The following is a 15,656-nucleotide window of genomic DNA, read 5'->3' as shown; positions in this document are numbered from 1 at the left end:
AGGGGGCATGGCGGCAGGAGTTGTCTCTTTCATCGCTCAAACCTTAACGTAAAATATCTGCCCTGCCTGGATTATACCTTTATTGCTTGTTGATTTTCGTTTAAGTCCCGTTAACACTAATTAACCGACTGTTGGTAAAGCCTCTTTATGCTTTTGGTTGGGTAAAGAGGTGCCGCGCTCTAGTTTGATAACCGAGCCAGAAGCGTCAGTACGATAAATCCAATGTTGTTTGTGTTTACCACTCGCAACAGCGACTTGCCAACCGGATACGGATACTTGGGTACAGGGCGTTCCCAACTCACGCAACCCTAAGCAGTTATCTGACCAAGTTTGGGGTTGAGCTTGGACAATGCGTAGCTCAGAGGTTGGTAATCCTGACTGTTGGGAAGCATGTTGCAAGACGGTGTTACCAACAGATTTGGATAAGGGAGTGCTAGACCGAATTAGCTGTGACGTTACCCCGGTAGGAGGAGTTGGCGGTGTCTGACCAACGCTAAAGTACAAAATACCTGTAAACGCTAGGGATTGGATAATGAGACGGGGCTGAAAAAATTTTGTCTCAATCGTTTTTGTGGCAGAGCCTCTAGTATTAATATCTTCCATCGCAAGCCTCGCAAGTGAGTGCTCTTCTCTAAGATCTGAGAGCATACTAATTGATCGATAGCCACACCCCAATGCTAAGTTGCTCCAAAAAATCTAAAACTTTTTACTCTAGAGCAGCTTGATTGATCCAAAATATCAGGAGACGCTAGCTTTCAGCTATAGGATTCTCTGGAGGGACAAACCTAAGGGTTTTCCACCAGAATCCGTCTCTGAATCACAGACACATCTCCACTGCTGCACTCGAATGAGTCCGTACTGCAAACGTATAATTTTTTACAGAAGCAGCAACACTGTCACCTTGGCAGTGGATTCTGGAAGCAAGATTGATTTTCGAGAACCTGTGTCAAGGCTTCTCTACAAATTTTTTGTTCTTCGTAGCCGATATCTTAACTAAGAAAATACCGAAGTGCATTAAGCACTGATGAAGTTTAGATTACGATTATTTAACGACTTGCGATCGCACAGTGCTGCCACCAAGGCGGATAACATCTCTATTGGCGCTTTAGTTCATCGAGTGTGCCGCTGTAACTTGCTCAAGATAACCCAAAAGCGCCTCGCGAATTGGCAACAGGTTTTTGTAAATCTGCATCCCTAAGGGGATTTGTTTAACGGCTTCTGCTAGATTATGAGCGATCGCAGAATTCTCCTCAAGCATCTGTAGAGGATGCACATAGGTACGGATGGTAAAGAGGATGTCGCCACTAACTTCAAGTCGCCGTAGAGTTTGACGCTCCACTCGAATCCAGAGTTTTTCCCCCGCATTTTCGGCATTTATCGTCGTATCCAAGTCTCCCTTTTCTTGGGCTAAGAAAAGTTCTGGCGAATCCACAATACTCCAATTCAAGCGCCACGCCGGATGATTGACTTTCAGGCGGTCAAAGAAACTATCTACAGGACGCTCTAGTTTGTCATGATATCCAGGAACTGAAGCGTGGATTTGAGCGAGTGGATGCCCAAGCTTTTCCCGCAGTCGCCAGCGAGAAGGAAAACAGAGGGATGCCGCTGTCAAGATATAGCCTTCAGGACTTGGCTGCATTAGCAACAAATCTTCTTGCACCAAACGTCCCGCTAAATCAAGCGGTACTGCCTCAAAGTGAGTGATATCCCAAACTTGTCCAGTGCAGATAGTTTCAATTGTTGTACCTTGCTGTCGGTAGTGTTGAGGGAAGTGTTCCACCAGGTGATTGAGGAGTAAGTCTAGTACTTCTTTCTGGCTCAATCGGCTTTCTGGAAGGCAAGCAAAAACATCCGAATATTGGTTCTTCAGCAGCTTGTCTTTGAGGGCAAGTTCTTTAGCGAGGTGTTCATCGATTTTAATCCACTCTTGAAGATTGAGCGATTTTAGCCCCATACTCAGGCGCCACTGTCCATCAGCAAAGGGAAGATAACTAGGTAGGCTCATCTATTCCTACTAATAACCAACAACTAAGAACTAACCTCCAATTCCAAACCGAATCGCGACAGCAGGTGTTAAGGGAATCAAGGTTACCACCATTAAAAACAGTGCGAGTAAACCCAACAAGGCTCTAGTATCATCAGGTTCTGTAATTTCATTGAGGCTGGGGCGCTCCAAACTACGCTGTAGGAATAGAATGACGATCGCCCAATACAAAATGAGTGGATTGGCTGGATTTGCCAGAGCGACAACTCCCAAAACAATCAACGTTGCCACTGTTGCGCGTCGAGCAGTTTTGCGTCCGTAGATTGCCTGGACAACTCGCCCTCCATCCAGTTGTCCTGCTGGCATCAAGTTTAATGCCGTTACCACTAAACCCAACCAACCAACAATGGTTAGGGGGTGAACATCAACTAGAGGTGCTTGTAGGGACGCACCTAGAAAAAGTCGCGCAATGATTCCTACCAATACTGACCCTTGGAAAAACTGAACAGGCACTTGAAAGGCACTACCATCATGAGACAGGATTAATCCACTAGTCAGTAGCAATAGCGAAACAATCCCACCCGCCGCCGGGCCAGCAATAGAAATATCAAACAAGGCTTTCCGGTTTGGTATCAAGGATGCAAAGCGAGTAATGGAACCAAACGAGCCGATTTGCCAACTAGGAATGAAGAACGGTAGACTGAGCCGCACGTTGTGCTGCTGTGCCTGCCACCAGTGACCCAGTTCGTGAGCAGCGAGAACTGTCCAGATTCCGGCACTGATTGGCAAGGCTTCCACAAACCGCTCTGGATTACTGAAGAAGTCAAAGTGAAGTAGTAGTCCAGCCGCTTCCAAACTGGTAGCTATTGTCGCGATGAGCAAGCTCACAGCAAGAATTTTCTGGGGGGTTGTTAGAGGTTGTGGGTCGTTGCTGCTGGGGAGGACAATAACAACGGGTCTTCCTTCAGGGCTTTCCACTAAAAATAGTCGGTAGCGATCAGCTAATCGTTCCTCTAAGCTTTTTGATAAACGGGAAAATACGGCTTCTGGCTCACCTCCCCGCATATTGCCCTTGAAAATGACCCCTTCCTGATAAGGAATTGTTTCAGTCGCAAAGAAGCTATCAATGCCAAAGATTCCCTGGATGCTTTTAAGGTCTTCTTCAGGAATCGGAACAACCTCAGTTATGGCAGGATTTGTACCATTAGAGGAGCGTGAAACATTTGCGGCTGTGGCGGCAGTTTGGTCTTGTAGGGGTTGTCCCTCGCTTGCCTCTTGTTTTTCACTCAATAGCTTTGCTGCACGTTCTCGGAGAACGGCATCCTGACCCGCATCACGCAACTGCTTGCCCAAGATGATATACAGTCCGGCTGAAGCGACTAATAAAAACAGAATGCCAACGATATTGAGGTAAATTCCAGCGGAAAATAAGCCAAAAAACAACAGCCAAGGAACTGTCAAGACGACCGACTGCAACCAGGCTAAAATCCCTAGTTTTCCGTAAGACCTTGCTCGGTTGAAGCCCCAACCTAGAACACCGAGTGCTACCAGGATGATTAAAAGAGTTGCAGTAGTCTCTGATCCATTAAACATTTTTAGCTTTTTGTCGTTAGTTATCTGTTATCGAAAAAGGAGTGGAAGAGGTGAAAGATTTGACGAGCGATTCTAATCCTTTATTTTTAATTTAAAACTTTAGACGGATGAGTGTTTAACTCGTTTTACAGCTTTGGACAGCAGCTCTGAGATTGCCTTGATGTTCGGCAAGAAGGCGATCGCTTTCTTTTGCGTCGAGTCCTGTCCAATGCATCAGTAGGGCGAGTTTCACCCGACGTCCACTGCTTTCTAATAAGTAACCTGCCTCTTCCCGACTCAGGTTAGTGAGGTCTTGCAGGATTCGCAAGGCTCGGTCGTGCAGTTTTTTGTTTGTAACGGCAACATCGACCATGCGATTGCCGTAGACCTTGCCGACGCGCACCATAACCCCTGTAGAGAGGATATTTAATGCCATCTTGGTTACTGTACCCGCTTTCAAGCGTGTAGAGCCAGCTAGCACTTCCGGTCCGACTAGTAGCCGAATATCCAAATCGGCTTCAATACTGACTTGATCGGTAGGAACACACGCGATCAAAATCGTTTTGGCTCCCCGTTGCCGTGCCGATTGAATTGCACCGTGGACAAAGGGGGTAGTACCTCCAGCCGTGATGCCGACAACAACATCAAGTTCTGTAATCTGGCGATGGGCGATCGCTTCGGCTCCATCTTCGGCTCGGTCTTCCAAATCCTCGGAACTACGCACTAAAGCTCCAGCACCGCCAGCAATAATGCCCTGTACCAATTCGGGTGGTGAACAAAAGGTGGGAGGACACTCAGCCGCATCCAGTACCCCTAATCGTCCACTCGTCCCTGCACCAACATAGAAGAGGCGCCCCCCCCGACCAAAAGCTTCAGCCGTAAGGTCAATCGCTTCGGCTAGCTGGAGTTTTGCCTGGGCGATCGCACTGAGGGTTTTAGCATCCTCGCGATTAAACAGCTCCACCAACTCCAGCGATGTTAACTGGTCTAGGTTCTGACTGTTGGGGTTAATCTGTTCTGTTAACAGATGACCCCGCTCTTCCAAATTCTTCATAGCTGCCCTTTTTTGAATTCTCGATTTTGGGACGCAAGGGTTAGAGGGTTCCTCTGACCTTCAGTAGTACCCAATAGGATTGTTACTTATAGCAATTGTCTCAACTACTAAGGCAGTGTGACGGAAATAACTATCCAGTTGAAAAAGGTTAAAAAGCTACCTTACAAACAATATTCATAAAAGCCTTCTTGCACTAGCTACAGCGATTGGAGAGCTATCCAAAATCGACATTCTCAAATCCTTGCATTGGCTTAAGAGCGGACGTTTACAACAATCCCTCCAACTGACGGCGAATTCGGTCTAAATCAGACAGTTCTGGTTCCTGGGTTTCATCAGTTTCATCAGCGTCAGCTTGCCAATCCAATTTTTCGACATTAGTCTCTGGCGGCATTGCCAGCATTCCTTCTTCAATCAGTTCTGCGTCATAATCCGCACCGAGGCAAAACTCCTCAATTTCCGCAGCCTCCATTTCTTCCACCGTCGGTTCAGGGAAATCCTGCGCTTCCAGCATCACCCCAAAGCGGGTGGCATCGTCTTGTGACTCGAACATTAGCACCGTGTTGCGATCGCCAATCCGAATCGTGTGAATGCCCTCGTTTTCTGTCCCGGCATTGAATAAGAGAACAAATACTCGTTTTGGTGCAACCATAAACTGTTATTACTTTCTGTAGTGTCCGCTTGAAGAAGCCATCTTTTCCTAGAATATCTGACCACAGCCCTTGTGCATGGGTGAAGTCTGGGTTAATCCGCTAAAACTAGCCAACACGCTGCCTCGAAAAGCAAATCTAAAGTAAACTTGCCGAATCTGCATCTAGAAATAAGGTTGCCTGAGCTTGTGTGCGGAGTACGGAAGCCGGACAATCCGTAGAAAGTGCCCCCAATAACATCGTTTTTACCGCTAAGGCTTTGTGTTTTGCAGGTGCAAGGCAGAGGATTTTTTTTGCGGCACAAATCATCGGGATAGTCAGCGTGAAGGCGTATTGTGGCACGGCTTCAAGGTTTGGGAAGTGACCTCCATCCACCTGTGCAAGGCGCGTTTCCTTGTCTAATTTCACGAGTTTCACACGCTCAGGGTCATTGAACTCAGCAACAGATGGCTCATTAAACGCTAAATGTCCATTTTTTCCCAAACCGAGACAACAAAGGTCAATCGGTTGAGCGAGGAGAAGCTGGGTATAGCGATCGCATTCTGCTAACGGTTCTAAGGTGTCACCTTCAAGATAGTGGAACTTGTCGGGCTTAACTCGATATTCCACTCGCTCACGCAGATAGCGGCGAAAACTAGCGGGATGGTCGGCATCAATTCCCAGATATTCGTCAAGATGGAACAGACTAATTCGTGACCAATCTACACCCCCTAGAGCAATTAGAGCATCAAGAAACTGAATTTGTGAGTTACCAGTTGCCAAGACGACAGAAGCGTTTTGCTGCTGACTGAGGATGTCCTGCAAATAGTTTCGTACAAAAAGTGCTGCATCTTGTGCCAACTCGCTAGAGGAGTGACATAGGCGTACCGATAGGACATCAGTCTGAAAGGTTTCTCTGGCTGCACCAGGTTGAATCGTATTCGCTTTCAAAGACATAAAGAAGTTGGGACTTTTTCCCAAAAAATTGTCATGGGCACAAACCCACGACTACAAATGTAAATAACATTTACAACTTTAAGTATGGGGCAACCCAGCCGTACTTGTTGCTTACTCCTCAAAAAGCGTCCCCACAAAAAGCCAGAAATCTTTGTTGCTAGTTTCCGGGATTAGGGTTGAGCGATAGGTGCTAGGTCGTAAAAACTTATGTTTACTCCCAACGGGCTAACCCATTCCCAATTCCCAATTCCCAACCAGTCCCTACTCCCCAGTCCCAAAAATAACCCGACCATAACGGGCTGTAAAGGTGCTATTTGCCTGTTCTTGATTACATAGCCATGCCCACATCTGGTCACCCAGACAGAAATGCCACCATTCGCCAGGATGACGTTGAAATCCAGCAAAATACATTACATCCCGTAGTAGCTGACGGTGTTTATGATACGGCTGTTCTGGCTGATTGGCGTAGTAATCAGGATGAGAGCGAGGAGAGAGTTCATCAATCGCTGAACCCATATCGATTGGCTGACCTGTGGCATCTACCAGGGTAAGATCTATAGCCGCACCCGTACTGTGAGGTGGTGGAGTCATCGGGTTAGGACTCGGTACTGCCCAAATTTGATAAACCTCCTGCCAAATTGCCTCGCGTTGCGCCTCAGATAGCGACGCTGGGTTTAATTTCTGTGCCTGAACAACCTCACTGAAGGTATGGTCTACCATAAACTGTTGAACAGCTACAGGTCGATAGGCATCAAAAATCTGGATACGCCAACCTCGATACTGCTGTTGGAGTTGGGATTGAGCGGTAATTAAGGCACTAAGGACGCTTTGGCGAAGGTAGTAGGGCGAAGCCTCTGCATAAGGTGCGCCTAATTTTTCATAGGGGTGAGGTAACTCTACCGCAAATTGTTCCAGAGGAATGGGTACAAGCGGTTCTCCACACTCCAGGATAGGAATCGTCTGGTAGGGTTTCATGGATTCGTCTTTCCGCTTTGTTTTCTTGGGTAATTGTCTTTTGAACACTCCAGCAACAGACCTCTTGCCAGTAAGCTGATAAGTGTGTGCTAGCTAGACTTACAGGTTGAGTGTGCTAATGCTTGTGCCAGAAGGAGAGTACCCAATCGTTTTTTGAGACTTTCAGTTACTCTAACTGTGTTAAGTATTCCTGCATACGTCGCCGTAGTCTGAATTCCTTTACGAGTCGCTGAGGCAAACTACTGGAAATTGCCTAAAAGTTGAAATCTCTCGCTGAGACTTTGATGAGGTTGCATGAATTTATAGGTAATATTACATACATTCTCAACCTGAAGTTAGATTATACAGAACATACCTGGCTAGTTACGGCAGTGAGCGAACCAGCACAATACAACAAAATTCTTCTGCAAGTCTGTTGAAGCTGCCAACAATGGAAGTAATAATAAATGGTTTACCATAGGGGACGTCATGAGGGAGCATCCGCCAAGCGCAACCGACCCACACGCTTTAGAAAACAGGATTAAGAGATTCAAGGAACCTTGGTACTTCGGGGTCTACCGACCTACACAAGCTAGACTCCCGTGTATACAGGGCACAACGAATTTGAGGAAAGTTTCTATCCTCTCACCTCCACCTCTTGCCTCTTGCCTCTCTGCCTTTTTGCAGACTAGGCATCATAAGCGAGTACTCACAACGAAGGAATGAAAGTTTGCCTCCCTTGTATCCCCAACTTCCCCTGCTATTTTCAGAGGAGAGGAATTAAGAAATTCTATCTTTTACCATTGGAAGTTTGAGAGGTTGGTGGGGTATGCTTATTTCTTCATCTCAAGGTGAGAATTGAAGGTCGGTTTTAAAGTCTGAGCTTTAAGGGACGGATTTTTCAATCGCTTTAGTCAACCTTCCTGTATCGGACATAGGTATATATGTAAACGGAGAGTGATTGTGTCTTAAGCTTCCAGTAACTCAAACACGCTCTAAGATGATGTATTGTTTTATTTTGCATTCTACGTGACTATCCCCAGTAACGAGATTTTGGCAAAATTGTCTAAAGTCCTTGCATACAATAGCGTTTCATAAACCGTTAAATTTATGGCAAAGATTAATCAACCTTTGCGCTTGCGAATTAATCAATCTCGTTCCTATATTGCTATTTCTGATGAGGAAATGGAGGTTGGGTTTTGCACACCAGAATTTGCTGCCAGAATCATTGAAATTTTTAATGACTACGAAAAACTTAACGAAGAGAATGAGACCCTAACTAAAGCCTTTCAAATGGCTTGCTTGGACTTAATCAAACAGTCGGGTGGCAATATTAATCAGTTAAACCGACGGATGAACAAATATCTGGAAAAAGCGAAGCGTCCTGAACACGGAACGAGGGCGATCGCTTATTTACTTCGTGAGAGACAACGCGCACTCAACATTAGTAACCGGGACTTTGTTCGCTTCTGCTATTCCTATAAATTGTCTCCTAAAGAACTGGAAAATATCTTCAAGGGCAAAGACATCAGTGATAATCAGATCAAAGTCTTATCACGGATTCTAGGAAAATCAGTTGAAGAATTAACTGAGGTAAGAGATGGCTTCACAAACAGTGAGATGAATATGCTCGCCCGAATCCTTGGTACATCCAATGAGGAGTTAGCTAACCTGTTTAAATGAGTAAGCAGCTCCTAAGAGAAGCTTAAACGTTCATCTCTTTACAAGCTTAGGAAGTCCTCCCAACCTAGGAGCCATTTCTATTCAGTTACACTCAAATAAGGTTGCTTTTTCAACTATCATTTGAGTTCATCAAAATAATCCTGGAATTATAACGCCCACTTGATTGTTAAATATCTCCATGTCCCTTTGATCTTTTTCCTCGAAACTTGCCTTAAAGTAGTCAGGAACGTTGGGCCAATCAGCCGAATCATATTCGCCGAAGTCACCCTGTTTGCGTTTATTGACGAGTTGAGTCACAGCAAGTAATTCACCATCGGAACCCAAAACTGGCATACACAATAAGCTACAAGTGCGATAATGGGTCTTCTCGTCCGTTTTTCGAGCGACCTCAGAGTCGGGATGATTATAGAGGTCAAAGGGAATATTCACGGGGTGACCTGTTTGAGCGACCATACCAACAAAGCCTTCTCCCATTGGCACTCGTGTCTCTACCCAGGAACCATCGGCTTGGAGAATGGTTGTCCACAATTCATTGCTTTGATAATCTACAAGCCAAAGGGAGCTACGGTCAGCATTGGTAAGTTTTTTGGCTGCCTGCATCACTTTTTGAATTAATTCTTCTGGATTGCCGCTACTTTGGCTAACAAAGCTGATCGCTTGATAAAGGGGATCGATCGCTTTACGTTGCTCTTGAATGGTGAGAATTTGCCGATGGAACGATTGGAAGGCTTGCAGAATTGGCAGAATTGATTCAGTCCGTTGCCTCAACTTATCAGCATCTGCTGGAGTAAAGCCTCTTGGATCAATTCGTTCCGTTGGCACTGCCTCAGGTTCGCTAGAAGAATTTAATTTGTTGAATGTCCGGATAATGCCGATCAGATTTCCTCGTTGATTGACAACAGGAAATAATAAGACGTTATGAAGGCTGTGTAAGTTGGCTGGGTTGATGCCGATGTGGATTAAAACATCATTAAACTTATTCGGTTGGCTGCTAGCTTTGATGGATTTAGAGGCAACAATTTTACTGGCTATGCCTTGACTCGCAGAAATCCGAATTTCTGTTGCGCTACTTCCTTCTTCTTCAGTAACCAATGACCAAAAACCAGTTTCATCGGCATCTAGCAAGAAAGTCGTGGCGTGTTCTGCTTCCAGTAATTTACTGATGGATAGATTAATGAAGCTCAACAGATAGTAAAGCGCATTGTAGAGAGCTTCATCACTCTGGTTAGCGACAGAATTACTTAGTACAGCCAGAGCGTTATAAATCGCTTCTTTCGGTTCAATTTGCGCTAGCTGCTTTAAGGTTTCATGCGTTTTAACGAACTGAAGTACCACTCCCACTCGCTCGTTAAAGACCTGCATAGACTGCCGATCATTTTTGTCGAAGCTAGCCTTGAAATAATCTGGTACATTCGGCCACTCATCTTTGTTGTACTCAGGGTGATCGCCAGGTTTTCGTTTGTTAACAAGTTGGGTGACACCGAGCAATTCACCATCAGGACTCACAACTGGCATACATAGGAGGCTACAAGTGCGATATCGTGTTTGTTCATCAATTTTTTTAGCGTTACCAGCATTAGGGTTTTCATATAAGTCAAATGGGATAATCATCGGTTCACAGCTTTGAGCGACTTGACCGACAAAACCAACCCCTAATGCACATCGGAGTTCTCCTTTCCCAGGAAGTTCCGTCCACAAGTCACCTTGGTCATGATCAACTAACCACAACGTGCTACGGTCGGCGTTCATCAACTTCTTTGCGGTATTCATCACCCGCTGAAGGATGGCTTTGGTATCCAAATTGATTTGGTCAAGCGATCGCGTTGCTTCGGCAAGTGCCGCTGCCGCTCGAAGTTTTTTGGTTGCTTTATAACAGGACTGACAGCTTTCTAAAATTCGCCGAATTGGAACAACACATTTCGCTAGTCGCTCCAAGTCTAATTTTGTAAAGCCTTGTTGCGTAACTGTGGGATGATTGTCATCCTGTGCATCTCCTGCTGGCTGCAACTTGTTTAGTAACTGGACAACGGCAACTACTTCTCTGTTTTCATCTAGAATCGGCAATGCCAAAATATTTTCGGTACGGTAGTTGTATTTCTTGTCATACTCTTGGACTAAGGCAGAGCGGGGGTCTTCATAGACATGGTTAGGAATATGAATAACCTTCTTTGTCCGGGCAACCTGACCTGCAATTCCTTCGCCGACTCGCACCTGAATATCTAAGAATTCACCCTCTTCATTTTCAGCAACGAGTGACCAAAGTTCTGTCTTTTCGTCGTTGAGTAAAAAGATTGTTGCCCGGTCTGCACCGAGCAATTTACCAACTTTTGCGGTAACATCCCGCAGTACCTCATACAGAGCCTGCGCTGAACCTTGTTCCTCAGATTCGTTGTCAGCTTTGGATAAGATCTCGACTTGAGAGACTAAAAGCTTTCTTTCTAACTCAGCAAGTGCTTTGAGAAATTCAGACTCCGTGGGTTCAAGCTCAGATTGTAGACCCTTTAAAGCGTTCTCAACCCACGTTTCATTAAATACACATTCATAAATCCGATTATGAACTCTTAAGATACCGGCCCGCTTCACGACTAAACCCGACAGCATCAGTTCTTTTTGTTCTGAACTGTCATTAGTGGGTAGGCTCTCGTTTCGTAAGATTTGCTTGTATAGCTGCAAGAGTTTAGCACTACGTGGCTTACGTCTGAGGATGCGATCGCGCAGCGTCCGCAAATGCTCTGTCTCCGGAAGCGTTTCCCAGTTTTCAATGAAATGCGATCGCACTAAGTTCTCGACCCACTCCGCTTCCTCTCCGATAGGAGGTAACTCTTCTGACTCGACGAGTAGTTTACACAGTTGCTGGGTAAGGAAGGGTTGTCCTCCCGTCCACTGCAACACCACTGTTAATAATCTTTTGTAATTTTGAGATTTAGCTTTCAATCCCTGAGCGATTAGGATGCCGCTGTTGAGATTTTCGCGATGCTGTGAGTGTTCAGTTAGATTGGAGATCATAGTGCAACCTGGGATAAAAGCACTGGAGTTTAATTTAGCAGTTGTATTTGCCAAGCTCAGATCGTAAACATCAAGTTAGCATCTCCTGCCTGTTGTGAGAGCAAAAGACTTTCTAAATGGCGTTGCTAAATTACAGATTGAAGGGAACTATAGCTCCTTGATTAATTAATCTTAACTATCAGTAGGTGAATAAGGGGGAAAGGCACATCGCAGAAAGAATCCCCAATCCCCAATTCCCAATCTTAGTTAACTGCCCACGGATCGCTAATTGTAGAAAGCTGGGCAGCTATACGCCGTCCTTCTTGCTGTTGTTGAATTCGCTCTAAGCTACCAGTCGGAATTGAGGCAATCAACTGGCGAGTGTAATCCTTTTCTGGCTTACGGTAGATGCTTTCTGGCGAACCAATTTCTTCAATTTTGCCCTGGTTCATCACCATGATGCGATCGCTCATGAATTTCACCACGCTCAAGTCATGGGAAATGAAAATGTAGGTTAGACCAAACTCACCTTGCAACTCTTTGAGGAGATTCAGAACCTGTGCCTGTACAGAGACATCAAGGGCAGAAACCGATTCATCACAGATAATAAACTTAGGATTGAGAGCCAATGCACGCGCAATCGCCACCCGTTGGCGTTGACCACCAGAGAACTCGTGAGGATAACGATTCATCCAGTCGGGATTTAAGCCAACACGTTCTAGAAGATAAGCCGTGCGATCGCGTCGTCCTTTACTATTACCCCCACTATCATGAATTAAGAGTGGTTCCATCACCGCTTCCCCAATCTTCAAGCGTGGGTCAAGCGAACTAAAGGGATTCTGGAAAATAATTTGCATCTCCCGTCGCAAGTGCCGCAGATGCTTCCCGCTAATCTTGGTGATATTTTGCCCTTCAAAAAGCATCTCACCATTCATTGGCTCAATTAATCTCAGCAAAGTCCGGGCAAGGGTCGATTTGCCACAACCAGATTCCCCAACTAACCCCAATGTTTCCCCTGGATAAACCTCAAACGACACATTATTCACCGCCATAATGTAGCGTTTCGCTCTACCAAAAACTCCCCGCACTGGAAAGCCAACCTGAAGGTTACAAACCTCAACAAGAGGAGATTGCGATCGCACTTCGACGGCACGTTGCGGTTGAGCCTCATTACTAGAGCCATTGTTGTCTAAGACATTAGATATCGCCACTTTAAAATCAGTAGCTTTCTCCCGAATCTGGAGATCACCCGTTGGGGTTCTTACAACCTCCATAAAGTCGGAGACAGTGGGTAAATACTTCCGATCCCCCTCCAACTGAGGACGACAAGCTAATAAACCCTTGGTGTAAGGATGCTGCGGATTAGAAAAAATTTGCCAGACATCACCACTCTCAACAATTTTTCCCTGATACATCACCGCTACACTGTCGGCAATTTCTGCAATTACACCCAAATCATGGGTGATAAAAATTATCGACATTCCACGTTTGTCTCGCAATTCCCGCAGTAAATCAAGAATTGTTGCCTGTACCGTGACATCAAGCGCTGTAGTCGGTTCATCAGCAATCAACACCTCCGGGTTACACGAGATTGCCATCGCAATCATCATCCGCTGGAGTTGACCACCAGAAAGCTCATGAGGGTAGCGGTCTAACATTGCCAGCTTTTGCTGATTAATCTGATGGTTAATTTCCTTTTCCCCTGGCAACGGTTTACCGGGATTTTCCCGGTGGAACTCTTCCACATACTGTTCCCTCAATTGCCCATCGCTAGGGAGAAGCCTAACCTCTTGAAGACCAGCCGTTGCTTGACGTCGCGCTTCTGCTGGGGAAACATTCTGGTGCTGGAGGATGGCTTCGGTTAGCTGAAATCCACAGGTGTAAACCGGGTTGAGGGAACTCATTGGTTCCTGAAAAATCATCGATATTTGTCCGCCCCGGTACAACCGCTTTTGCTCAGCAGAAAGCCGCACCAGATTCACCGGTTTTGCGCCATCTGCCGAAGGACGGAAGTAAATCTCTCCTTTGGAAATTCTGCCTGGAGTTGGCACTAAACCCATCACAGCTAGTGAGGTAACTGATTTTCCAGACCCTGATTCACCCACAATCCCTAGGGTTTGCCCACGATTTAGCGTGAAGTCAATGCCGTCAACAGCAATGACCCGCCTTTCATCCGTTGGGAATTCCACTTGCAGATTGCGAACGTCAAGAACAGTGTCGGTCATGGCACTCAAGAACTGAAGATAACTGAGATTGTAACAACCTGTTCCCTTTTAAGGAGGTCAATCTGGACATTTTTTTATGTGGCTGGGGATTGGGGGTCGGGGATTGGTGGCTGGGGGCTGGGGTAGGCTTGAAATTGGTTGAATGGTTAGATCTAATTTGTAGTATTATTGTAGTATAATTGGTGTGGTTAGACCGCCTCTCATTGCGATTGCCTATGATTCGACCGACCCTACCTGAAGACACGACGGCTCTGATTGCCCTAGCGGATGCCACCGGACTTTTCCCACCGAGCGCACTAGAGTTGTTGCGCCAGATGTTGACTGATGCTTTGGGAGGAAACAGCGACGCAGAACACTTCTGGATTACTGACGATGACAATGGACCAGTAGGCGTTGCTTACTGCGAACCGGAGCGGATGACAGACAGAACTTGGAATCTGCAATTGATTGCGATCCACCCCGCTCATCAAGGGCAAGGACGTGGTACGAAACTGCTAAACTACGTCGAGCAGGCGTTGACAGGGCGTGGTGAGCGAATGCTGCTAGTAGAAACGTCTGGGTTACCAGACTTTAAGCGCACGCGGACATTTTATGCAAAGTGCGGCTATGAGGAGGAGGCTTGCATTCGCGACTTCTACGCAGTGAATGATGATAAGGTCGTGTTCCGCAAAGTGTTGAATGCAGATTAGCGATCTTGTGTCACTCCAGGAAAATCAACCTAGCAGTCAACGGATGAAATCCCTATCCAATGGACAATCTAGCGATCGCTTTCCTAATAGAAACCTAGGTCTTAAGCCCCTAGGGTGAAAGTGCTTCTATGTAAGGCTTTCAAATTTTGTTCGGACGAGAGTGACTAATGACTCAGTAAGGATATCTAGACTATGAAAGTTTTTCTAGAAACAGAAAGATTAATTCTACGTCAGTTTACTGAAGATGATGCTGACCACTTATTTGAGTTAGATAGCGATCGCGAAGTGATTCGCTTCACCAATATAGGACTCATTAATGGAGGAAACCCTATAGATACAGACTACGAAGCTATCAAAAATAAAAAGTTACCTAGATTTCTTAAATACTATGAAAAGTCGGATAGATTTGGATATTGGGCAGTCATTGAAAAGGCAAGTAATGAATTTATCGGTTGGTTCTTTCTTAGACCAGCCTTAGACGACATTACAGTGCATATTCATAGCGAGAATGAAATTGAGCTTGGGTATCGGCTGCGGAAAGCATCTTGGGGCAAAGGCTATGCAACAGAAGGTTCACGCTCATTGATATTAAAAAGCTTTTGTGAGTTAGATACTCAACGAATCGTCGCCACAGCTTTAGCAACTCATGCCGCTTCCATTCGTGTTATGGAAAAAGTGGGTTTAAAATTTGAGAAGACATTTATTGATCAAGAAACAAATCAAGAGGGAGTCAAATATGCCTTAAACAAAGATGAGTTTGAGCCTGAAAAATATATCGCAACAATCTAGTTACGGTTGCTCAAGCTATTCAATTCTGAGCAATGCTTGGTTTAGCTCTTCCTTCAAGTTAGCCAAGCGAATAGTCAAACATCCTCTTAGAACTAAGAAGTCGTCGGTATCGTCGTACTTGTGCCCCCAAATTAGTGG

12 protein-coding genes are annotated in these 15,656 nt (G+C 45.6%); 3 read left to right on the top strand and 9 right to left on the bottom strand.

Annotated features, from left to right (window positions below):
* Nucleotides 1–120: 120 nt before the first annotated feature.
* The 7 genes from H6F98_RS11330 to H6F98_RS11300 all read right to left on the bottom strand — a co-directional run bounded on the left by H6F98_RS11330 (nucleotide 121) and on the right by H6F98_RS11300 (nucleotide 7,168).
* Nucleotides 121–603, bottom strand: coding sequence for a hypothetical protein (locus tag H6F98_RS11330; protein ID WP_192218788.1), 483 nt, complete (start codon nucleotides 601–603; stop codon nucleotides 121–123).
* 502 nt (nucleotides 604–1,105) lie between these two features.
* Complete coding sequence (locus H6F98_RS11325) at nucleotides 1,106–2,005, bottom strand: DUF3445 domain-containing protein (protein WP_242058485.1); 900 nt, start codon at nucleotides 2,003–2,005, stop codon at nucleotides 1,106–1,108.
* 30 nt (nucleotides 2,006–2,035) lie between these two features.
* Complete coding sequence (locus H6F98_RS11320) at nucleotides 2,036–3,577, bottom strand: site-2 protease family protein (protein WP_192218787.1); 1,542 nt, start codon at nucleotides 3,575–3,577, stop codon at nucleotides 2,036–2,038.
* Between the two features lie 115 nt (nucleotides 3,578–3,692).
* Nucleotides 3,693–4,610 (bottom strand): N-acetylmuramic acid 6-phosphate etherase, encoded by a 918-nt coding sequence (murQ, locus tag H6F98_RS11315; RefSeq protein ID WP_192218786.1) that lies wholly within the window; start codon nucleotides 4,608–4,610, stop codon nucleotides 3,693–3,695.
* A gap of 265 nt (nucleotides 4,611–4,875) precedes the next feature.
* Complete coding sequence (locus H6F98_RS11310; RefSeq protein WP_192218785.1) at nucleotides 4,876–5,259, bottom strand: DUF3110 domain-containing protein; 384 nt, start codon at nucleotides 5,257–5,259, stop codon at nucleotides 4,876–4,878.
* Nucleotides 5,260–5,395: 136 nt separating this feature from the next.
* On the bottom strand, nucleotides 5,396–6,193 hold the full coding sequence (locus tag H6F98_RS11305; protein WP_192218784.1) for a glucosamine-6-phosphate deaminase: 798 nt from the start codon (nucleotides 6,191–6,193) through the stop codon (nucleotides 5,396–5,398).
* Between the two features lie 261 nt (nucleotides 6,194–6,454).
* Nucleotides 6,455–7,168, bottom strand: coding sequence for a M15 family metallopeptidase (locus H6F98_RS11300; RefSeq protein WP_192218783.1), 714 nt, complete (start codon nucleotides 7,166–7,168; stop codon nucleotides 6,455–6,457).
* A gap of 1,089 nt (nucleotides 7,169–8,257) precedes the next feature.
* Between H6F98_RS11300 and H6F98_RS11295 the strand changes: the two genes are divergently transcribed.
* The gene (locus H6F98_RS11295; protein WP_192218782.1) at nucleotides 8,258–8,830 is read left to right on the top strand and encodes a hypothetical protein; all 573 of its coding nucleotides are present in this window, start codon (nucleotides 8,258–8,260) and stop codon (nucleotides 8,828–8,830) included.
* A gap of 129 nt (nucleotides 8,831–8,959) precedes the next feature.
* Here the strand turns inward: H6F98_RS11295 and H6F98_RS11290 are convergent, their stop codons facing one another.
* Nucleotides 8,960–11,836: a GAF domain-containing protein gene (locus H6F98_RS11290; protein ID WP_192218781.1), complete on the bottom strand. Its 2,877-nt coding sequence runs from the start codon at nucleotides 11,834–11,836 to the stop codon at nucleotides 8,960–8,962.
* A gap of 242 nt (nucleotides 11,837–12,078) precedes the next feature.
* A complete protein-coding gene (locus H6F98_RS11285) occupies nucleotides 12,079–14,040 on the bottom strand; it encodes an ABC transporter ATP-binding protein (protein WP_192218780.1) in 1,962 nt (653 codons plus the stop codon).
* A gap of 215 nt (nucleotides 14,041–14,255) precedes the next feature.
* Here H6F98_RS11285 and H6F98_RS11280 point away from each other — a divergent pair, with 215 nt between their 5' ends.
* Both H6F98_RS11280 and H6F98_RS11275 read left to right on the top strand, forming a co-directional pair.
* On the top strand, nucleotides 14,256–14,729 hold the full coding sequence (locus tag H6F98_RS11280) for a GNAT family N-acetyltransferase (protein ID WP_192218779.1): 474 nt from the start codon (nucleotides 14,256–14,258) through the stop codon (nucleotides 14,727–14,729).
* A 192-nt stretch (nucleotides 14,730–14,921) separates the two neighbouring features.
* Nucleotides 14,922–15,518 carry a GNAT family N-acetyltransferase gene (locus tag H6F98_RS11275; protein WP_192218778.1) on the top strand — a complete coding sequence of 199 codons (597 nt, stop codon included), beginning with the start codon at nucleotides 14,922–14,924 and terminating at the stop codon, nucleotides 15,516–15,518.
* Nucleotides 15,519–15,656 lie beyond the last annotated feature (138 nt).

It is taken from the genome of Microcoleus sp. FACHB-SPT15, from assembly GCF_014849525.1.
Classification (GTDB): Bacteria; Cyanobacteriota; Cyanobacteriia; order Cyanobacteriales; family Coleofasciculaceae; genus Symplocastrum; species Symplocastrum torsivum.
This window is presented reverse-complemented; position numbering and strand designations above follow the sequence as displayed.